Annotated in this window: 15 protein-coding genes; 12 read left to right on the forward strand and 3 right to left on the reverse strand. The window is 72.2% G+C overall.

The window, feature by feature from the left end; genetic code table 11:
- Window positions 1–41: 41 nt before the first annotated feature.
- The 7 genes from ACBI99_RS26575 (at window position 42) to ACBI99_RS26605 (ending at window position 9,380) form a co-directional block, all read left to right on the forward strand.
- Window positions 42–1,250, forward strand: coding sequence for a molybdopterin molybdotransferase MoeA (locus ACBI99_RS26575; RefSeq protein ID WP_375073748.1), 1,209 nt, complete (start codon window positions 42–44; stop codon window positions 1,248–1,250).
- Between the two features lie 83 nt (window positions 1,251–1,333).
- Complete coding sequence (locus ACBI99_RS26580) at window positions 1,334–2,998, forward strand: thiamine pyrophosphate-binding protein (protein WP_219509512.1); 1,665 nt, start codon at window positions 1,334–1,336, stop codon at window positions 2,996–2,998.
- A 13-nt stretch (window positions 2,999–3,011) separates the two neighbouring features.
- A complete protein-coding gene (gene frc / locus ACBI99_RS26585) occupies window positions 3,012–4,235 on the forward strand; it encodes a formyl-CoA transferase (protein WP_375073749.1) in 1,224 nt (407 codons plus the stop codon).
- Window positions 4,235–6,352, forward strand: coding sequence for an acetate--CoA ligase family protein (locus ACBI99_RS26590; RefSeq protein WP_219509514.1), 2,118 nt, complete (start codon window positions 4,235–4,237; stop codon window positions 6,350–6,352). Before frc ends, ACBI99_RS26590 begins: the two co-directional genes overlap by 1 nt.
- Before the next feature lie 165 nt (window positions 6,353–6,517).
- Window positions 6,518–7,924 (forward strand): Nramp family divalent metal transporter, encoded by a 1,407-nt coding sequence (locus tag ACBI99_RS26595; protein ID WP_246645942.1) that lies wholly within the window; start codon window positions 6,518–6,520, stop codon window positions 7,922–7,924.
- On the forward strand, window positions 7,924–8,415 hold the full coding sequence (locus ACBI99_RS26600; protein ID WP_219509516.1) for a hypothetical protein: 492 nt from the start codon (window positions 7,924–7,926) through the stop codon (window positions 8,413–8,415). The genes ACBI99_RS26595 and ACBI99_RS26600 overlap by 1 nt, the downstream gene beginning before the upstream one ends.
- Entirely contained in the window at window positions 8,412–9,380 is a 969-nt protein-coding gene (locus tag ACBI99_RS26605; RefSeq protein ID WP_219509517.1) for a TerC family protein, read from the forward strand. The genes ACBI99_RS26600 and ACBI99_RS26605 overlap by 4 nt, the downstream gene beginning before the upstream one ends.
- A 41-nt stretch (window positions 9,381–9,421) precedes the next feature.
- Here ACBI99_RS26605 and ACBI99_RS26610 read toward each other — a convergent pair whose 3' ends face one another.
- The 3 genes from ACBI99_RS26610 to ACBI99_RS26620 form a co-directional block, all read right to left on the reverse strand.
- The gene (locus tag ACBI99_RS26610; protein WP_219509518.1) at window positions 9,422–9,601 is read right to left on the reverse strand and encodes a hypothetical protein; all 180 of its coding nucleotides are present in this window, start codon (window positions 9,599–9,601) and stop codon (window positions 9,422–9,424) included.
- A gap of 114 nt (window positions 9,602–9,715) precedes the next feature.
- Complete coding sequence (locus ACBI99_RS26615) at window positions 9,716–10,462, reverse strand: GntR family transcriptional regulator (protein WP_219509519.1); 747 nt, start codon at window positions 10,460–10,462, stop codon at window positions 9,716–9,718.
- Between the two features lie 135 nt (window positions 10,463–10,597).
- The gene (locus ACBI99_RS26620) at window positions 10,598–11,902 is read right to left on the reverse strand and encodes an MFS transporter (protein WP_375073750.1); all 1,305 of its coding nucleotides are present in this window, start codon (window positions 11,900–11,902) and stop codon (window positions 10,598–10,600) included.
- An 88-nt stretch (window positions 11,903–11,990) separates the two neighbouring features.
- Between ACBI99_RS26620 and sucC the strand changes: the two genes are divergently transcribed.
- The 5 genes from sucC to gcl are packed head-to-tail and all read left to right on the forward strand — an operon-like array spanning window position 11,991 to window position 17,341.
- A complete protein-coding gene (gene sucC, locus ACBI99_RS26625) occupies window positions 11,991–13,121 on the forward strand; it encodes an ADP-forming succinate--CoA ligase subunit beta (protein ID WP_219509521.1) in 1,131 nt (376 codons plus the stop codon).
- Window positions 13,121–14,005 carry a succinate--CoA ligase subunit alpha gene (gene sucD / locus ACBI99_RS26630; RefSeq protein ID WP_375073751.1) on the forward strand — a complete coding sequence of 295 codons (885 nt, stop codon included), beginning with the start codon at window positions 13,121–13,123 and terminating at the stop codon, window positions 14,003–14,005. Before sucC ends, sucD begins: the two co-directional genes overlap by 1 nt.
- Complete coding sequence (locus ACBI99_RS26635; RefSeq protein WP_219509523.1) at window positions 14,002–14,766, forward strand: hydroxypyruvate isomerase family protein; 765 nt, start codon at window positions 14,002–14,004, stop codon at window positions 14,764–14,766. Before sucD ends, ACBI99_RS26635 begins: the two co-directional genes overlap by 4 nt.
- A complete protein-coding gene (locus ACBI99_RS26640; RefSeq protein WP_219509524.1) occupies window positions 14,763–15,623 on the forward strand; it encodes an NAD(P)-dependent oxidoreductase in 861 nt (286 codons plus the stop codon). Before ACBI99_RS26635 ends, ACBI99_RS26640 begins: the two co-directional genes overlap by 4 nt.
- A complete protein-coding gene (gene gcl, locus ACBI99_RS26645) occupies window positions 15,620–17,341 on the forward strand; it encodes a glyoxylate carboligase (protein ID WP_375073752.1) in 1,722 nt (573 codons plus the stop codon). The genes ACBI99_RS26640 and gcl overlap by 4 nt, the downstream gene beginning before the upstream one ends.
- Window positions 17,342–17,348 lie beyond the last annotated feature (7 nt).

The following is a 17,348-nucleotide window of genomic DNA, read 5'->3' on the forward strand; positions in this document are numbered from 1 at the left end:
GGTATACAGTATGGAAAATTTGGGGTCAAGGGAGCCGCTTCATGACCGTTCTCCGTGACGAACCCGTGCTGGAGGCCCTGTCCTGGGCCGCCGCCAGAGACCTGGCCGCCGGATGCGCCCGTCCGCTCGATCCCGTCCCGGTGCCGCTCGCCGACGCCGTCGGCCGCCGCCTCGCCGATCCGCTGCGGGCCCTGGTGCCCGTCCCCGGCGTGGACGTGGCCGCCATGGACGGCTACGCGGTCTGCGGGCCGCCGCCCTGGCGCGTCGTGGCCCACGTCCTCGCGGGCGGCGCGCCGTACGCCGGGGTGCTGTCGCCGGGGGAGGCGGTCGAGATCGCCACCGGCGCCCCGGTCCCGGCCGGCACGTCGGCGGTCCTGCCGTACGAGCAGTCCGTCCGCCCCTCGGGCGGGGCGCGCGGATCGGGAGGCGCGCTGTGGGTCGGCGGCGACGCCGAGGACGGCCGCCACGTGCGTCGGCGCGGCGAGGACGTCGCCGAGGGCGCCGTCGTGCTGGGGGCCGGCGCGCTGGTGAGCCCCGTGGTGCTCGGGCTCGCCGCGGCGCTCGGCCATGACACGCTCCGGGTCCGCCCCAGGCCCCGGGTGCGGGTCCTGGTGACCGGTGACGAGGTCGTCGGCCACGGTCTGCCTGCTCCGGGCCGGGTCCGCGACGCCATCGGCCCCTTCCTGCCGGGCCTGGTGGCGTGGGCGGGCGGCCGGCTCACGGAGAGCGTCCGCCTCCCCGACGGCCCCGGCCCGCTGCGCGACGCCCTGGCCCCCGCCGTCCCCGCCGAGGTCGTGGTCGGGTGCGGGGCGTCCTCGAAGGGGCCCGCCGACCACCTGCGCGGGGTGCTCGCCGACCTCGGCGCGGAGGTGCTGGTGGACGGGGTCGCGGTACGCCCCGGCCACCCGCAGTTGCTGGCGCGGACGCCGCACGGGATGTGGGTCGTCGGCCTGCCGGGGAACCCGTTCGCGGCGCTGGCGGCGGCGGTGACGCTGCTGGCGCCGATGCTGCGCGCGATGTCCGGCCTGGAGGAGCGTACGGAGGTGAGCGCGCTGGCGGGGACGGTGCGGACGCATCCGAGGGACACGCGGCTGGTGCCGGTGCGCCGGTCGGGCCGCGGGGCGGTGCCGGTCGGGCACGACCGGCCGGGATCTCTGTGGGGCGCGGCGATGGCGGATGCCCTGGCCGTGGTGCCCGCGGGGTGGTCCGGGGAGCCGGTCGAGCTGATCGAGTTGCCCGAGGGGGGCTAGACAGGCCGGTGACGGCAGGGTAACCATTGCGTTCATACGGTATGCAGTATGCGGGAGACAGTCGCTGGGAAAGGGACGCATCGATGTCGGAAACGATCTCTGGCGGTCATCTGGTGGCCAAGGCGCTCAAGGCCGAGGGCGTGGACGTGATCTACACGCTCTGCGGCGGGCACATCATCGACATCTACGACGGCTGCGTCGATGAGGGCATCGAGGTCATCGACGTGCGCCACGAGCAGGTGGCCGCGCACGCGGCCGACGGCTACGCGCGCATCACCGGCAAGCCCGGCTGCGCGGTGGTCACCGCCGGCCCCGGCACGACGGACGCGGTCACCGGCGTGGCCAACGCGTTCCGCGCCGAGAGCCCGATGTTGCTGATCGGCGGGCAGGGGGCGCTGAGCCAGCACAAGATGGGCTCGCTGCAGGACCTCCCGCACGTCGACATGATGACGCCGATCACCAAGTTCGCCGCGACGGTGCCGAGCACGGAACGGGTGGCCGACATCGTGTCGATGGCCTTCCGCGAGTGCTACCACGGCGCGCCGGGCCCGTCGTTCCTGGAGATCCCGCGCGACGTGCTGGACGCGAAGGTGCCGCTGGAGAAGGCGCGCATCCCGAAGAACTACCGGGCCTCCACCCGCCAGGCCGGCGACCCGGAGGCCGTCGAGAAGCTGGCCGACCTGCTGGCCCACGCGGACAAGCCGTGCATCCTGCTCGGCAGCCAGGTATGGACCTGCCGGGCCACGGACGCGGCGATCGACTTCGTCCGCCAGCTCAACGTGCCCGCCTACATGAACGGCTCGGCCCGGGGCACGCTGCCGCCCGGCGACCCGCACCACTTCCAGCTCAGCCGCCGCTACGCCTTCACCGAGGCCGACCTGATCATCATCGTCGGGACGCCGTTCGACTTCCGGATGGGCTACGGCAAGCGGCTGTCGCCGACGGCGACGGTGGTGCAGATCGACCTCGACTACCGCACCGTCGGCAAGAACCGGGACATCGACCTGGGCATCGTCGGCGACGCCGGGCTCATCCTGGCCGCCACGGCGCAGGCGGCCAGCGGCCGGGTCTCCGACTCGGCGGCCAGGCGCAAGGAATGGATCGAGGAGCTGCGCGCGGTCGAGGCCGCGGCCTACGACAAGCGGCTGCCGCGCCAGCTCTCCGCCGCCCAGCCGATCGACCCGTACCGGCTGGTCCACGAGATCAACGAGTTCCTCACCGAGGACACCATCTACATCGGCGACGGCGGCGACATCGTCACCTTCTCCGGCCAGGTCGTCCAGCCCAAGTCGCCCGGCCACTGGATGGACCCGGGCCCGCTCGGCACGCTGGGCGTCGGCATGGCGTTCGCGATGGCCGCCAAGCAGGCCAGGCGCGACAAGGAGGTGCTGTGCCTGTTCGGCGACGGCGCCTTCAGCCTCACCGGCTGGGACTTCGAGACGATGGTCCGCTTCGACCTGCCGTTCATCGGCGTCATCGGCAACAACTCCTCGATGAACCAGATCCGCTACGGCCAGGCCGCCAAGTACGGCGAGGACCGCGCCCGCGTCGGCAACACGCTGGGCGACATCCGCTACGGCGAGTTCGCCGAGCTGCTCGGCGGCTACGGCGAGGAGGTCCGCGACCCGGCCGAGATCCGCCCCGCGCTGGAGCGGGCCCGCGAGTCGGGCAAGCCGTCGCTGATCAACGTCTGGGTCGATCCCGACGTGTACGCGCCCGGCACCATGAACCAGACCATGTACAAGTAGGGCAGGTCCCGACATGAAGGCACTCGAAGGTGTCCGCGTCCTCGACATGACCCACGTCCAGTCCGGCCCGTCCGCCACCCAGTTGCTCGCCTGGCTGGGGGCCGACGTGGTCAAGCTGGAGTCGCCGGCCGGCGACATCACCCGGCAGCAGCTCCGCGACCTGCCGGACGTCGACAGCCTCTACTTCACGATGCTCAACTGCAACAAGCGCAGCATCACGCTCAACATGAAGAGCGAGCGCGGCAAGGAGCTGTTCACCGAGCTGGTGAAGGGCGCCGACGTGCTGGTGGAGAACTTCGGCCCCGGCGCGGTCGACCGCATGGGCTTCACCTGGGACCGGCTCCAGGAGCTCAACCCGCGCCTCGTCTACGCCTCGATCAAGGGCTTCGGCGCCGGCCGCTACGCCAAGTTCAAGGCGTACGAGGTGATCGCCCAGGCGATGGGCGGCTCGATGTCGACGACCGGCTTCGAGGAGGGCCCGCCGCTGGCCACGGGCGCGCAGATCGGCGACTCGGGCACCGGCATCCACGCGGTGGCCGGCATCCTGGCGGCCCTCTACCAGCGCGAGCGCACCGGGCGCGGCCAGCGGGTGCAGGTCGCCATGCAGCACGCGGTGCTCAACCTGTGCCGGGTCAAGCTGCGCGACCAGCAGCGGCTGGCGCACGGCCCGCTGCGCGAGTACCCGAACAGGACGTTCGGCGACGAGGTGCCGCGCTCCGGCAACGCCAGCGGCGGCGGCCAGCCCGGCTGGGCGGTGCGCTGCGCGCCGGGCGGCCCGAACGACTACATCTACGTGATCGTGCAGCCGGTCGGCTGGAAGCCGCTGTCGGCCATCATCGGCCGCCCCGAGCTGGCCGACGACCCCGAGTGGGCGACGCCGGAGGCGCGGCTGCCGAGGCTGGACAAGATGTTCCAGCTCATCGAGGAGTGGACGATCCGGCACGACAAGTGGTCGGTGCTGGACCGGCTGAACGCCGAGAACATCCCGTGCGGCCCGATCCTGTCGACCAGGGAGCTGGTGGAGGACGAGAGCCTGCGCGAGGAGGGCATCGTCGTCGCGGTCGACCATCCCGAACGCGGCGAGTTCGTGACCGTCGGCAGCCCGCTTCAGCTGTCGGACTCGCCGGTCGACGTCAGGACGCCGCCGCTGCTGGGCGAGCACAACCAGGAGATCTACGGCCCCCTCGGCGTGAGCCCCGAGGAGCTGGCCGAGCTGAAGACGAACGGAGTCATCTAGTGAGTGCAGTCAGGGACATCCTGGACAAGGCGCTCGCCGAAGGCCGCACGGCCCTGACCGCCCCGGAGGGGCGCGGGATCTGCGAGGCGTACGGCATCGCCACCCCGGGCGAAGGGCTGGCCACCTCGGCGGCCGAGGCCGTGTCGATCGCGGAGGACATCGGCCTCCCGGTCGTGCTGAAGATCGTCTCGCCGGACATCCTGCACAAGACCGACGCGGGCGGCGTGCTGGTCGGCCTCAGGACCGCCGAGGAGGTACGCGACGGCTTCGAGACCGTCATGGCCAACGCCCTGGCCCACAACCCGGGCGCCCGCGTCGACGGCGTCCAGGTGCAGCAGCTCGTCGGCGGCGGTCACGAGGTCATCGTCGGCGCGGTCACCGACCCGACGTTCGGCAAGGTGATCGCGTTCGGGCTGGGAGGTGTCCTGGTTGAGGTGCTCAAGGATGTTACTTTCAGGCTTGCCCCGGTTTCGGCGGAAGAAGCCCTGGGGATGCTCGACGACATCAAAGCGGCGGACGTGCTGAAAGGTGCCCGTGGTGCCGAGCCCGCGAACCGGGAGGCCCTGGCGGCACTGATCGAACGCGTCGGCAGGCTGGTGAGCGACTTCCCCGAGATCACCGAGATCGACCTCAACCCCGTCTTCGCCGACGCCCGCGGCGCCGTGGCCGCCGACGTGCGCATCCTCATCGGCGAGGCCCCCGCCGAGGTCAGCCGGCTGCCCCGCGAGCGCATCCTGGAGCAGATGACGCGGATCTTCAAACCGCGCTCCGTCGCCGTCATCGGCGCCTCCGCCGAGACCGGCAAGATCGGCAACTCCGTCATGCGCAACCTCATCAACGGCGGCTACCGGGGCCAGATCTTCCCGATCAACCCCAAGGCCGACGACATCATGGGGCTGCCCGCGTACAAGAGCATCTCCGACGTGCCCCACGACGTGGACGTGGCCGTGTTCGCCATTCCCGCCAAGTTCGTGCCCGCCGCGCTGGAGGAGGCCGGGCGCAAGGGCGTCGGCGGCGCCATCATGATCCCGTCGGGGTTCGCCGAGACGGGCAACGTCGAGGGCCAGCGCGAGATCGTCGAGATCGCCCGCAGGCACGGCGTGCGCATGCTCGGCCCCAACATCTACGGCTACTACTACACGCCCGAGAACCTCTGCGCGACCTTCTGCACCCCCTACGACGTGCGCGGCGGCGTCGCCCTCACCTCGCAGAGCGGCGGCATCGGCATGGCCATCCTCGGCTTCAGCCGCACCACCAAGATGGGCGTGTCGGCGATCGTCGGCGTCGGCAACAAGGCCGACGTGGACGAGGACGACCTGCTCACCTTCTTCGAGCAGGACGACAACACCCGCGCCGTCGCCATGCACCTGGAGGACCTCAAGGACGGGCGCGGCTTCGTCGAGGCCGCCCGCCGCGTCGTCAAGGAGAAGCCCGTCATCGTCCTCAAGGCCGGCCGCACCGCGATGGGCGCCCGCGCCGCCGGCTCCCACACCGGCGCGCTCGCCGGCGACGACAAGGTCTACGACGACATCCTGCGGCAGGCCGGCGTCGTGCGCGCCCCCGGGCTCAACGACATGCTCGAGTACGCCAGATCGCTGCCGATCATGCCGACGCCCCGGGGCGAGAACGTCGTCATCATCACCGGGGCGGGCGGCTCCGGCGTGCTGCTGTCGGACGCCTGCGTCGACGCGGGCCTGACGCTCATGGACATCCCGCCCGACCTGGACGAGGCCTTCCGCGCCTACATCCCCCCGTTCGGCGCGGCGGGCAACCCCATCGACATCACCGGCGGCGAGCCGCCCTCGACCTACGAGAACACGGTCCGCCTCGGCCTCGCCGACGACCGGATCCACGCGCTGGTCCTGGGCTACTGGCACACGATCGTCACGCCGCCGATGGTCTTCGCCGAACTCGTCGCCCGCGTGGTCGCCGAGGAGCGCGCGAAGGGCAACGTCAAGCCGGTCGTCGCGTCACTGGCCGGGGACACCGAGGTCGAGGAGGCCAGCGAGTACCTGTTCGAGCACGGAGTGGTCGCGTACCCGTACACGACCGAGAAGCCCGTGGCGGTGCTCGGCGCGAAGTACCGCTGGGCCAGGGCAGCCGGACTGCTGGGCTAAGAGCCGAGCCGCAGCAGAGCCAGGCGAGGGGGCGCATTCGGGGCAGCGCAGGAGAACCAACAAATCCCCCCAGGAGGTCCGTAGGTGGACACATCAAAACCCCCGGCGACGTCTGCGCCGCCGGTCGAGGACGAACGAGTATGGAAAGCGGGCCGGCTGGAGCCGATGCCCATCAGGAAACTCCCCGACGCGCCTCCCTCGGTGCACATCCTCGGGCCCACCGTCTTCCTCGTGGCCCTCGGCGTGGGGATGGGCGAGTCGTACATGTGGCCCCGGCTCGTGCTGCTGTTCGGGCCGGAGATCAGGTGGCTGTTCCTGATCGGCGTGACCCTCCAGGCCGTGGTCATGCTGGAGATGGCCCGCTACGCGATGGCGACGGGGGAGAGCATCTTCTCCGGCGCCGCCCGCGTCTTCAAGCCGCTCATGTGGTTCTTCTTCATCGTCGCCATGGCCGTCTACATCTGGCCGGGGCACCTGTCCGCCGGGGCGGCGGCGCTGGAACAGATCTCCGGCATCCCCTGGATGGTCACCGCCGTCGCCGGGCTCATCCTGGTCGGGGTGATCTTCAGCTTCGCCAAGGTCATCTACAACCTGCTGGAGAACGTGCTGTCGCTGCTCATCGGCGCGCTCGTGATCGGCACCGCGGTGGTCGCCGCGATGGTCGGCTCCTGGAACGACGTCGTCACCACGATCACCGGCATGTTCGCCTTCGGCTACCTGCCGGCCGAGGCCATGACGGCCGCCTGGTTCCCCGTCATCGTCGGCGCCTGCGCCTTCGCCGGGCCGTCCGGCATGCAGCAGATGTGGTACACGCTGCACCTGCGGGCCTCCGGCGCCGGCATGGGCGCGCACATCCCCAAGGTCCACGGGCTGCGGCACGCCGGCGAGGAAGAGGCCATGCCCTCGCGCGGCTTCATGTTCGACACCGAGGACCCGGCCGAGATGGCCAAGTGGAAGGGCTGGCGCCGCTGGGTGACCTTCGACGCCTTACTGCTCTTCTGGGGCATCACCATGCTCGTCACGGTCTCCTTCACGGTGATCGCCCAGGCGGCCGTCCGGCAGAACCCCGGCGTCCGCGACGTCATCCAGAACGAGGAGCGGGAGGTCGCGCTCACCGCGATGGCCGACGCCGTCTCCTCGGCGGGCAGCTCCGTGCTCGGCGTGATCTTCCTCGGGTTCATCGCGCTGATCGGCCTCAACGCCACCCTCGGGCTGTTCGACTCCTTCTCCCGCGGCCAGGCCGACATGACCTACAACTTCGTGAAGGGCGCGAAGAAGCTGCGCATGTCACACCTGTACGCGGGCTTCCTCTGGGGTGTGATCATCTTCGGCATCCTGATCCTGCTGTTCGGCCCCGCTGACGGACCGGCCGGGATCCTGGACACGCTGGCGTTCCTGTCGACGTTCGCGATGGGCGCCTACTGCGTGACGCTGCTGCTGGTCAACAACCGCATGCTGCCCAAGCCGATCAGGCCGAGGTGGTGGTCGAACGTGATCATCGGGTGTGGCGCGGTCTTCTACCTCGGCATGCTGTTCTACAGCCTGTTCGCCTTCGGCGTGGTCGTGGGCTGATGATCGATCGGCACAGCCTCGAACTCGCCCTGCCAGGGGCGTCGATCGGAGCCGTCGCCGGCGCCATGGCCGGTGGGCTGACCCTGTTCGCCGGGGTCCCCACCGGCCTGGCCGCCCTGTCGGCCCTCATGCTCGCGCTGCCCCTCGGCCTCTTCGGCGGCCTGTACGGGGTCCTGCTCGGCCGGGGCGTCTTCCGGCCCGGCACCTTCGGACCGTGCGGGCTGTACTGGATGGCGGCCTTCCCGCTGTCCAGGCTCGTCCAGGAGAGCGTCGCCGGGACCGGTGGTCTGGCCGGCGGGGCCGGAGGCTTCCTGCTCTACCAGGCGATGGTCTCGCTCGGCTTCGCCATCGGCTTCGTCTGGATCCACGAGCGGCTCATGCCGCACTGGCTCCTCCGCGTCGCCCCCGCCAACCCGCAGGCCGAAGCGCTGCTCGGCCTCTACGTCCATCACGCCGAGGCGCTGCGCGCGCGGAAGGGAGCCCGCCGATGAACCTGCCCACCTGGGTGTGGCTCGCCACGATAGGCGGCTTCGCCCTCGTCCTGGCGCTGGACTTCTACCTCGTCGCACGCAACCCGCGCGAACCCACCTTCAAGGAGTGCGTGGGCTGGGTGTCGTTCTACGTCGGCCTGGCCGTCCTGTTCGGGATCGGGCTGCTGGTCGTGTCGGGCCCCGGCCACGGCGGCGAGTTCTTCGCCGGCTGGATCACCGAGTACTCGCTCAGCGTCGACAACCTGTTCGTCTTCCTGCTGATCATGAGCCGCTTCCAGGTGCCCCGCCAGTATCGCCAGAAGGTGCTGCTCATCGGCATCGTGCTGGCCCTGCTCATGCGGGGCGCCTTCATCGCCGCCGGCGCCGAGGCGGTGTCGAGGTTCGACTGGCTCTTCTACGTCTTCGGCGCCTTCCTCGTCTACACCGCGTGGAAGCTCGTCGGGCACGAGGAGGACGAGGCCGAGTTCTCCGAGAACCTCGCCCTGCGCACGGTCCGCAGGGTGCTGCCCACCACCGACACCTACCACGGCGCCCGCCTCACCGTGCACCTGGGCCGCAGGATGGTGACGCCGATGCTGATCGTCATGGTCGCCATCGGCACCACCGACCTGCTGTTCGCGCTCGACTCGATCCCGGCCATCTTCGGGCTCACCAAGGAGCCGTATCTCGTCTTCACCGCCAACGCCTTCGCCCTCATGGGGCTGCGGCAGCTGTTCTTCCTCATCGGCGGCCTGCTCGACCGGCTCGTCTACCTGAGCAAGGGCCTGTCGGTGGTGCTCGCCTTCATCGGCGTCAAGCTCATCCTGGAGGCGCTGCACCACGACGGCGTGTCGTGGGCTCCGGAGATCCCGATCCTGGTGTCGCTCGGGGTCATCCTCGGCACCCTGGCGGTCACCACGGTGCTGAGCCTGGTCAAGTCGTCGCGCGACGCCCGGAAGGAGGTCGCCGAACCGGTGGAGCGCTGACCACGCCGCGCGCCGGGGGCGTCCGTCCCCCGGTGTGCGGCTCAGCTCTTGGGGCTCTTGCGCACGTCGTGCTCCGCGGCCCACTCCCGCAGGTGCAGCTCCGCGTCGTCGGCGGAGTAGTGCTTCCTGAGCGCCGCGCTCAGCCCGATGCCCAGGGCCCGGCCGTCGGCGGCCTGACCCAGGGGATCACCAAGGAGGAAGCGGACAAGCGTCTTCTTCATCGTTCGAACACCTCCCAGTTTCTGCTCCATGTGCTGCCCGGGACGGCCCCGGGCAAGCGGAATCCGCCGCCCGGACCGTCTCCGGGCGGAAAGGCGGGGTGCCGGCCGCGGCGGCTAGTTCGTCGCCGGGGTCGTGCGAGGGCGGCGGCGGCGCACCGGCTTGGGCGCGGGCTCCACCGGCTCGTTCTCGCGCTGCTCCATGTACGAGGCGCGGGTGTGACCGGTGTGCTCCCGCATGATCGACGCGGCCCGGTCGGCGTCACCGGCCTCGATCGCGTCGATCAGCGACCGGTGCTCCTCCCACGAGGCCATGCCCCGCTGGCGGGCCACCGGCGTGTGATACCACCGCACCCGCCGGGCCACCTGGCTGGCCAGCTCCTCCAGCACCTTGTTGCCCGACAGCGCCGTCACCAGCGCGTGCAGCTCCGAGTTGGTGGCGACGGCGCCGTCGACGTCGTCGGAACGCACGGCGGCCATGCCGCGCTCGCACAGCGCACGCAGCCGCCGCACCCCCTCCTCGCCGGCGTGCTGCGCCGCGAGCCGCGCCGACTCCGTCTCCAGCAGCGCGCGCACCGCCAGGAGCTGGTCGGCCTCCTCCACCGTCGGCACGTGCACGAACGCGCCCTGCCCCGGGTGCAGGTCGACCCAGCCCTCGCCGCTGAGCTGCTGCAGCGCCTCGCGCACCGGCTGCCGCGACACCCCGAGCAGGGCGGCCAGCTCGCTCTCGACCAGGTGCTGGCCGGGCTTGAGCTGGCCGGAGACGATGAGCTCCTGAATGGCCTCGATCACGCTCTCCCTGAGCGTGGCAGGGCGGGGAATCTTGGTGGCCGCCGCCTGACCGGCCTGATCCGACAGCAACATGACGACTCCAGAGACTGCGCAACAAAATGGTTTTGGTCGACTGCCTACAGCATACTGCGCAGGATGCACGGCCCGCCGTGAGTCTCATCACAGAGAGCTACATCACAGCGTTTCACACAGCGTTTCGCCCCGCATTCACAGCGGGATGGTCGCGGGGAGCCCCGGCGTGCGCAACCTGAGCGTGGCCAGCGCCGGGAGGGCGGCGAGGGCGGCGGCGGCCAGCAGGGCCGGGCCCGGCGCGGTCAGAGCCCCCAGCGCGAGGCAGGCGGCCAGGATGCCCGCCACGGCCTTGGCGCTGTAGACGACGGCCTGGATCTCGCCGACCTTCTCGACGCCGAAGAACTCCCGTACGAGGCTCCCCACCAGCGGATAGAACGCGCCGCCGCCCAGCCCGGCGGTGATCGCGCCGAGCCACAGCAGCGGGCCGCCCGCCGGTGCCACAGCCGCTGCGGGGCCGGGCGCGGGGGTGTGGAGGGCGGCCAGGAGGAGGAGCTGGCCCGCGGCCAGGATCGCGAGCACGGCGGCGAGGACGCGCCGGCGGCCCAGGGCCTCCGAGGCGCGCATCGCGGCCGCCCGGCCCGCGCCGTTCAGCGCCACCAGCACGGCCAGCGCGCCCCAGGAGCCGGTGGCGGCGACCACGATCACGTCGAGGACGGACACCGCGCCCGCGCAGGCGAGGATGGCGGCCAGCGCGGGGAGCGCCCGGGTGCGCAGGGCCTGGGCCAGGCCGAACTGGCGGACCGCGCCGGGCGTGCGGCGCAGGATGGCCGCGTCCAGGGCGTGCGCACGGGGGTCGACGGCCGCGGGCCACCAGTGGCGCGGCGGCAGCCGCAGGCGCCGGGCCGCGACGCCGATGGCCACGGCCGCCGCGAGCGCCGCCGCCCCGAAGGCCCACGGGGTCGTCGCCGGGGCGATCCCGGCCCACACCAGCAGCGGGACCGTCCCGTACCCGAACGCCCCCGTCACCAGGCTCACCCGGGAGGCGGCCCGGTCGGGGTACCAGGCCGAGACCACCTCGCTGCACACGCCGTAGACGGCCCCCGCCCCGAGCCCCCCGAGCACCGCGTACCCGAGCAACGCCACCGCCGGCCCCGCACCCCCCGCGGCGGTAGTGGGGGCGGGGAAGGTCAGGGCGAGGGTGAGGAGGCCGGTGGCGGTCAGCGCGGCGCCCGCGGCGAGCGCGGTGCGGACCGGGAGTCGGCCGCGGCGGACGAGGTGGAGGGCGGGGAGCGCCCCGGCGGCCTGGAAGACGAGACAGGCGGCCAGGAGCAGCAGCCCGGCGCCGTCCCGGGCGAGCAGCGCGGCGAAGCCGTACTGCAGCGGGCTGATGGCGGCCATGGCCACGAGGGCGAGCCGGAACATGCGGGTGCGGTCGGCGGGGACCGGTCCGACGAGGTAGGAGCGCCCGCGCCAGTCCCGGACAACTTCTGCATTCTCCATACCGTATGGAATATCCAGTAACCGGCCCTCTGTCGAGACCTAGACGGCGGATATTCCATACGGTATACCGTCTACAAAGGAGGCTCGAATGGACCTGTACGAGTACCAGGCGAAGGAGCTCTTCGGGCGCCACGGGATCCCGGTCCCGCCGGGCAGGGTCGCGGAAACGCCTGGGCAGGCCCGCGCGATCGCGGCAGAGCTGGGCGCCCCCGTCGTGGTCAAGGCCCAGGTGAAGACCGGTGGCAGGGGCAAGGCGGGCGGCATCAGGGCGGCGGCGGGCCCGGCCGCGGCCGAGGAGGAGGCGGCCCGCGTCCTCGGCATGGACATCAAGGGACATATCGCGAAACGGGTGCTGGTCGAGGCCGCGACCGTGCCCTTCGAGGAGTACTACGCGGCCTTCCTGGTCGACCGGGCCGAGGGCGGCTTCCTGGCCATGGTGTCCGCCCAGGGCGGCATGGAGATCGAGGAGCTGGCCGCGACGGACCCCGGCGCGATCGTGCGGCTGCCGATCGACCCGGTGACCGGCGTGGACGCCGGCACGGCGCGGCTGCTGGCCGCCAAGGCGGGCCTGCCGCAGGCCGCGGCCCCGGTCCTGGAGCGGCTGTGGACCGTGATGGCCGAGGAGGACGCCCTGCTCGTCGAGGTGAACCCGCTCATCTGCACCACCGGCCAGCAGATCGTCGCCCTCGACGGCAAGGTCACCCTGGACGACAACGCCGCCTTCCGCCACGAGCGGCCGGCCGGGGAGCGCACCGGCAGCCTGGAGGACCGGGCCAGGGCCAAGGGCCTCAACTACGTCAAGCTCGACGGCAGCGTCGGCGTCATCGGCAACGGCGCCGGGCTGGTGATGAGCACGCTCGACGTGGTCGCCGGCGCCGGCGCCGATCCGGCGAACTTCCTGGACATCGGCGGCGGCGCGTCCGCCCAGGTCATGGCCGACGGCCTGGAGATCATCCTGGCGGACCCGGACGTCCGGTCGGTGCTGGTCAACGTCTTCGGCGGCATCACCGCCTGCGACGCGGTGGCCAACGGCATCGTCACCGCGCTCGAACTGCTCGGCGAACGCGGCCACAGCAGGCCCATCGTCGTACGCCTGGACGGCAACAACGCCGAGGTGGGCCGGCGCATCCTGAGCGACGCCCGGCACCCGGTGGTCCGCCAGGTCTCCACCATGGACGGCGCCGCCGAGATGGCGGCCAGACTCGCGGCAGGTGCGTGATGGCGATCTTCCTGACCAAGGACAGCCGGGTGCTGGTCCAGGGCATGACCGGCGCGGAGGGCAGCAGGCACACCGCCCGCATGCTGGCCGCAGGTACCGAGGTGGTGGCCGGGGTGACCCCCGGCAAGGGCGGCCGCTCGGTCGACTTCGGCGAGCGCGCGGTGCCGGTGTTCGGCTCGGTGGCCGACGCCGTGGCGGAGACCGGCGCCGACGTGTCGGTGGTGTTCGTGCCGCCGCGCTTCACGCTCGCGGCCGTGGAGGAGGCGGTCTGGGCGGCGGTGCCGCTGTGCGTGGTCATCACCGAGGGCGTGCCCGTACGCGACGCGATCCGGCTGCGCGCCGCGGCGGCGGGACGGACCAGGATCATCGGCCCGAACTGCCCCGGTCTGATCAGTCCCGGCCAGTCCTCCGCCGGGATCATCCCCGCCGACATCACCTCCTCGGGGCGGATCGGCCTGGTCTCCAAGTCGGGCACGCTCACGTACCAGCTCATGTACGAGCTGCGCGACCTGGGGTTCTCGACCGCCGTGGGCATCGGCGGCGACCCGGTGATCGGCACCACGCACATCGACTGCCTCCAGGCGTTCCAGGACGACCCGGGCACCGACGCGATCGTGATGATCGGCGAGATCGGCGGCGACGCCGAGGAGCGGGCCGCCGCGTACATCGCCGCGCACGTCACCAAGCCCGTCGTCGCCTACGTGGCCGGGTTCACCGCCCCCGAGGGCAGGACGATGGGGCACGCGGGCGCGATCGTGTCGGGCTCGTCGGGCACCGCCCAGGCCAAGAAGGAGGCGCTGGAGGCGGTCGGCGTGCGGGTCGGGCGGACGCCGTCGGAGACGGCCAGGCTCATGCGGTCGGCGCTCGGCAGGGCGGCGGCATGAGGTTCGCGGTCAACCTGTCCATCCTGCTGACAGACCTGCCGCTGCTGGAGCGGCCCGCGGCGGCGGCCAAGGCCGGGTTCGACGCGGTCGAGCTGTGGTGGCCGTTCGCCACGCCCGAGCCGGACCCCGCGGACCTGGCCGCGCTGCGCGCCGCCGTCGAGGACGCCGGCGTGCGGCTGTCGGGGCTCAACTTCGACGCCGGCGACATGGCCGCCGGCGAGCGCGGCCTGCTGGCGCGGCCCGACGGCTCCGCACGCTTCCGGGCGAACATCCCGGTGGCGGTCGCGTTCGCGGGCGAGCTCGGGTGCGGGGTGCTCAACGCCCTGTACGGCAACGGTCCCGGCACGGACCGCGCGCTGGCGGTGGAGAACCTGAGGAGGGCCGCCGACGCGGCGGGGGAGATCGGCGCGACCGTCGTGGTCGAGGCCCTCAACTCCCACGAGAACCCGCACTACCCGATCACGTCGTCCCAGGAGGCGTTCGACCTGATCGGCGAGGTGGGCCGCGAGAACGTGGCCTTCCTGGCCGACCTCTACCACCTGCACCGCATGGGTGAGGACGTGCTCGCGCTCGTCGGCGGGCACGCGGCGAGGTTCGGTCACGTGCAGATCGCCGACGACCCCGGCCGGGGGCGGCCCGGGAGCGGGCGGATGCCGTACCCGGAGATCCTCGCGCGGCTGGCGGAGGCCGGCTACCGGGGGCACGTCGGCCTGGAGTACCGGCACGAGGGGCCGGGTGCGTTCGCTTGGAGGCAGGGATGACGATCGCGTTCGTCGGCTTGGGGATCATGGGCAGCCCGATGGCCGCCAACCTGGTCGCCGCCGGGCACGCCGTGACCGGCTACGACGTCAGCGCGGAGCGGGTGGACGAGCTGGTCGCGCGGGGCGGCAAGGGCGCCTCCAGCGTGGCCGAGGCGGTGACCGGCGCGGCCGTGGTGATCACCATGCTGCCTGACTCGCCGCAGGTCGAGCAGGTGGCGCCGGACGTCGTCGAGCACGCCTCGCCCGGCCTGCTCTACCTCGACATGAGCACGATCCGGCCCGAGACCTCCCGCTGGGTCGCCGGGCTGGCGGCGGCCAGGGGCGTGCGGGCGCTGGACGCGCCGGTCAGCGGCGGCGAGCGCGGTGCGATCGACGGCACCCTGTCGATCATGGTGGGCGGCGCGGCCGAGGACGTGGAGGCGGCCCGGCCGGTGCTCGGCGCGCTCGGCACCACGATCGTGCACGTCGGCCCGGCCGGCGCGGGGCAGACCGTCAAGGCGGCCAACCAGCTCGTCGTCGGGGGGATCTACGGGCTGGTCGCCGAGGCGATCGTGCTGCTGGAGGCGTCCGGCGTCGACCCCGTCGCCGGGCTGGACGTGCTCGCCGGCGGCCTGGCCGGCTCGCGCGTCCTCGACCTCAAGCGGCACACGATGATCAGGCGGCAGTTCGCCCCGGGCTTCCGCATCGACCTGCACCACAAGGACATGGGCATCGCGATCGCCGCGGCCCGCGAGGCCGGGGTCAGCCTGCCGCTCACCGGCCAGGTCGCCCAGCTCGTCGCGGCGGCCAGGGCGCAGGGCCACGGCTCGCTCGACCACTCCGCGCTGCTCAAAGTGATCGAAAGGCTCAATTCATGACACGAGTCCCCTGCATGGAGGCCGTGGTCGCGGTGCTGGAGTCGGAGGGCGTCGACACGGTCTTCGGCATCCCGGGCGCGGCCATCCTGCCGCTGTACGCGGCGCTCCAGCACAGCTCGATCCGGCACATCACGGTCCGCCACGAGGAGGGCGGCACGCACGCCGCCGACGGCTGGGCGCGCGTCACCGGGAACGTCGGCGTCTGCATCGGCACCTCCGGCCCCGCCGGCACCAACATGATCACCGGCCTCTACACCGCGATGGCCGACTCGATCCCGATGATCTGCGTCACCGGGCAGGCGGCCACCGCCAAGCTGCACCAGGAGGCGTTCCAGGCGGTCGACATCGTGGAGGTCGCCCGGCCCGTCACCAAATGGGCGGTGCAGCTCAAGGAGCCCGCCCAGGCGCCGTGGGTGTTCCGGGAGGCGTTCCGGATCGCCCGTTCCGGAAGGCCCGGGCCGGTGCTCATCGACCTGCCGATCGACGTGCAGCGCGGCACCTGCCTGTACGACAGGACGGTGGACGCGCCGCTGCCCGTCGAGGTGCCGCGGCCCTTACCCCGCGCGGTGCGCCGGGCGGTCGACCTCATCGGCGAGGCCAGGAGGCCGCTCATCCTGGCGGGCGGCGGCGTGATCATCGCCGACGCGGCGGAGGAGCTGCTGGCGCTGGCCGAGCACCTCCAGGTGCCGGTCCAGGTCACGCTCATGGGCAAGGGCGCCTTCCCGGAGGACCACCCGCTGTTCGCCGGGATGGCCGGCATCCAGACGCAGACCCGGTGGGGCAACGCGGCGTTCCTGGAGAGCGACCTCGTGCTGGCGGTCGGCGCGCGGTTCGGCGACCGCCACACCGGCGACCTGGACGTCTACCGGGGCCGGCGCACGTTCATCCACGTGGACATCGAGCCGACCCAGCTCGGCCGGGTCTTCGAGCCCGACCTCGGCATCGTGAGCCATGCCAGGCCGGCGCTGTCCGCGCTGCTCGACGAGGCGCGCGGCCGGGGCGAGGCGCGCGAGCCGGGCGCCTGGCCGCGCCGGGTCGGCGAGCTGCGCGCCACGATGGCCCGCCGCGACGACTTCGACGACGTGCCGATCAAGCCGCCCAGGGTGTTCAGGGAGCTCAATGAGTTCTACGGCCGCGACACCACGTTCGTCACCGCGATCGGGCTCTACCAGATCTGGTCCGGCCAGTTCCAGACGACCTACCTGCCGCGCCGCTACCTGGTCTGCGGCCAGGCCGGGCCGCTGGGCTGGGAGGTGCCGGCCGCGATGGGCGTCAAGTGCGCCCACCCCGAACGGCAGGTCGTGGTGGTGGTCGGCGACTACTCCTTCCAGTTCCTCATGGAGGAGGTCGCGGTCGCCGCCCAGTACCGCATCCCGTTCGTCATCGTGATGATCAACAACGAGTACCTGGGCCTCATCAGGCAGGCGGAGATCCCGTACGAGATGAACTTCGCCGTGGACCTGCACTACGGCGAGGGCGGCATCGACCACGTGAAGGCCATGGAGGCGTTCGGCTGCCCGGCGCGCCGGGTGGAGGAGCCGGGCGACATCCGCGACGCGCTGGCCTGGGCGAGCGCCGAGGCCGCCCGCGAACGGCTCCCGGTGCTGGTGGAGGTGATGGTCGAGCGCGAGGCCAACGCCGCGATGGGGCCGTCGCTGAAGGAGATCAAGGAGTTCGAGCCGCTGCCCGAGCTCATCGCCGTCGACTGGTCCGACTGAGGAGGCG

It is taken from the genome of Nonomuraea sp. ATR24, from assembly GCF_041950485.1.
Taxonomy (GTDB): Bacteria; Actinomycetota; Actinomycetes; order Streptosporangiales; family Streptosporangiaceae; genus Nonomuraea; species Nonomuraea ceibae.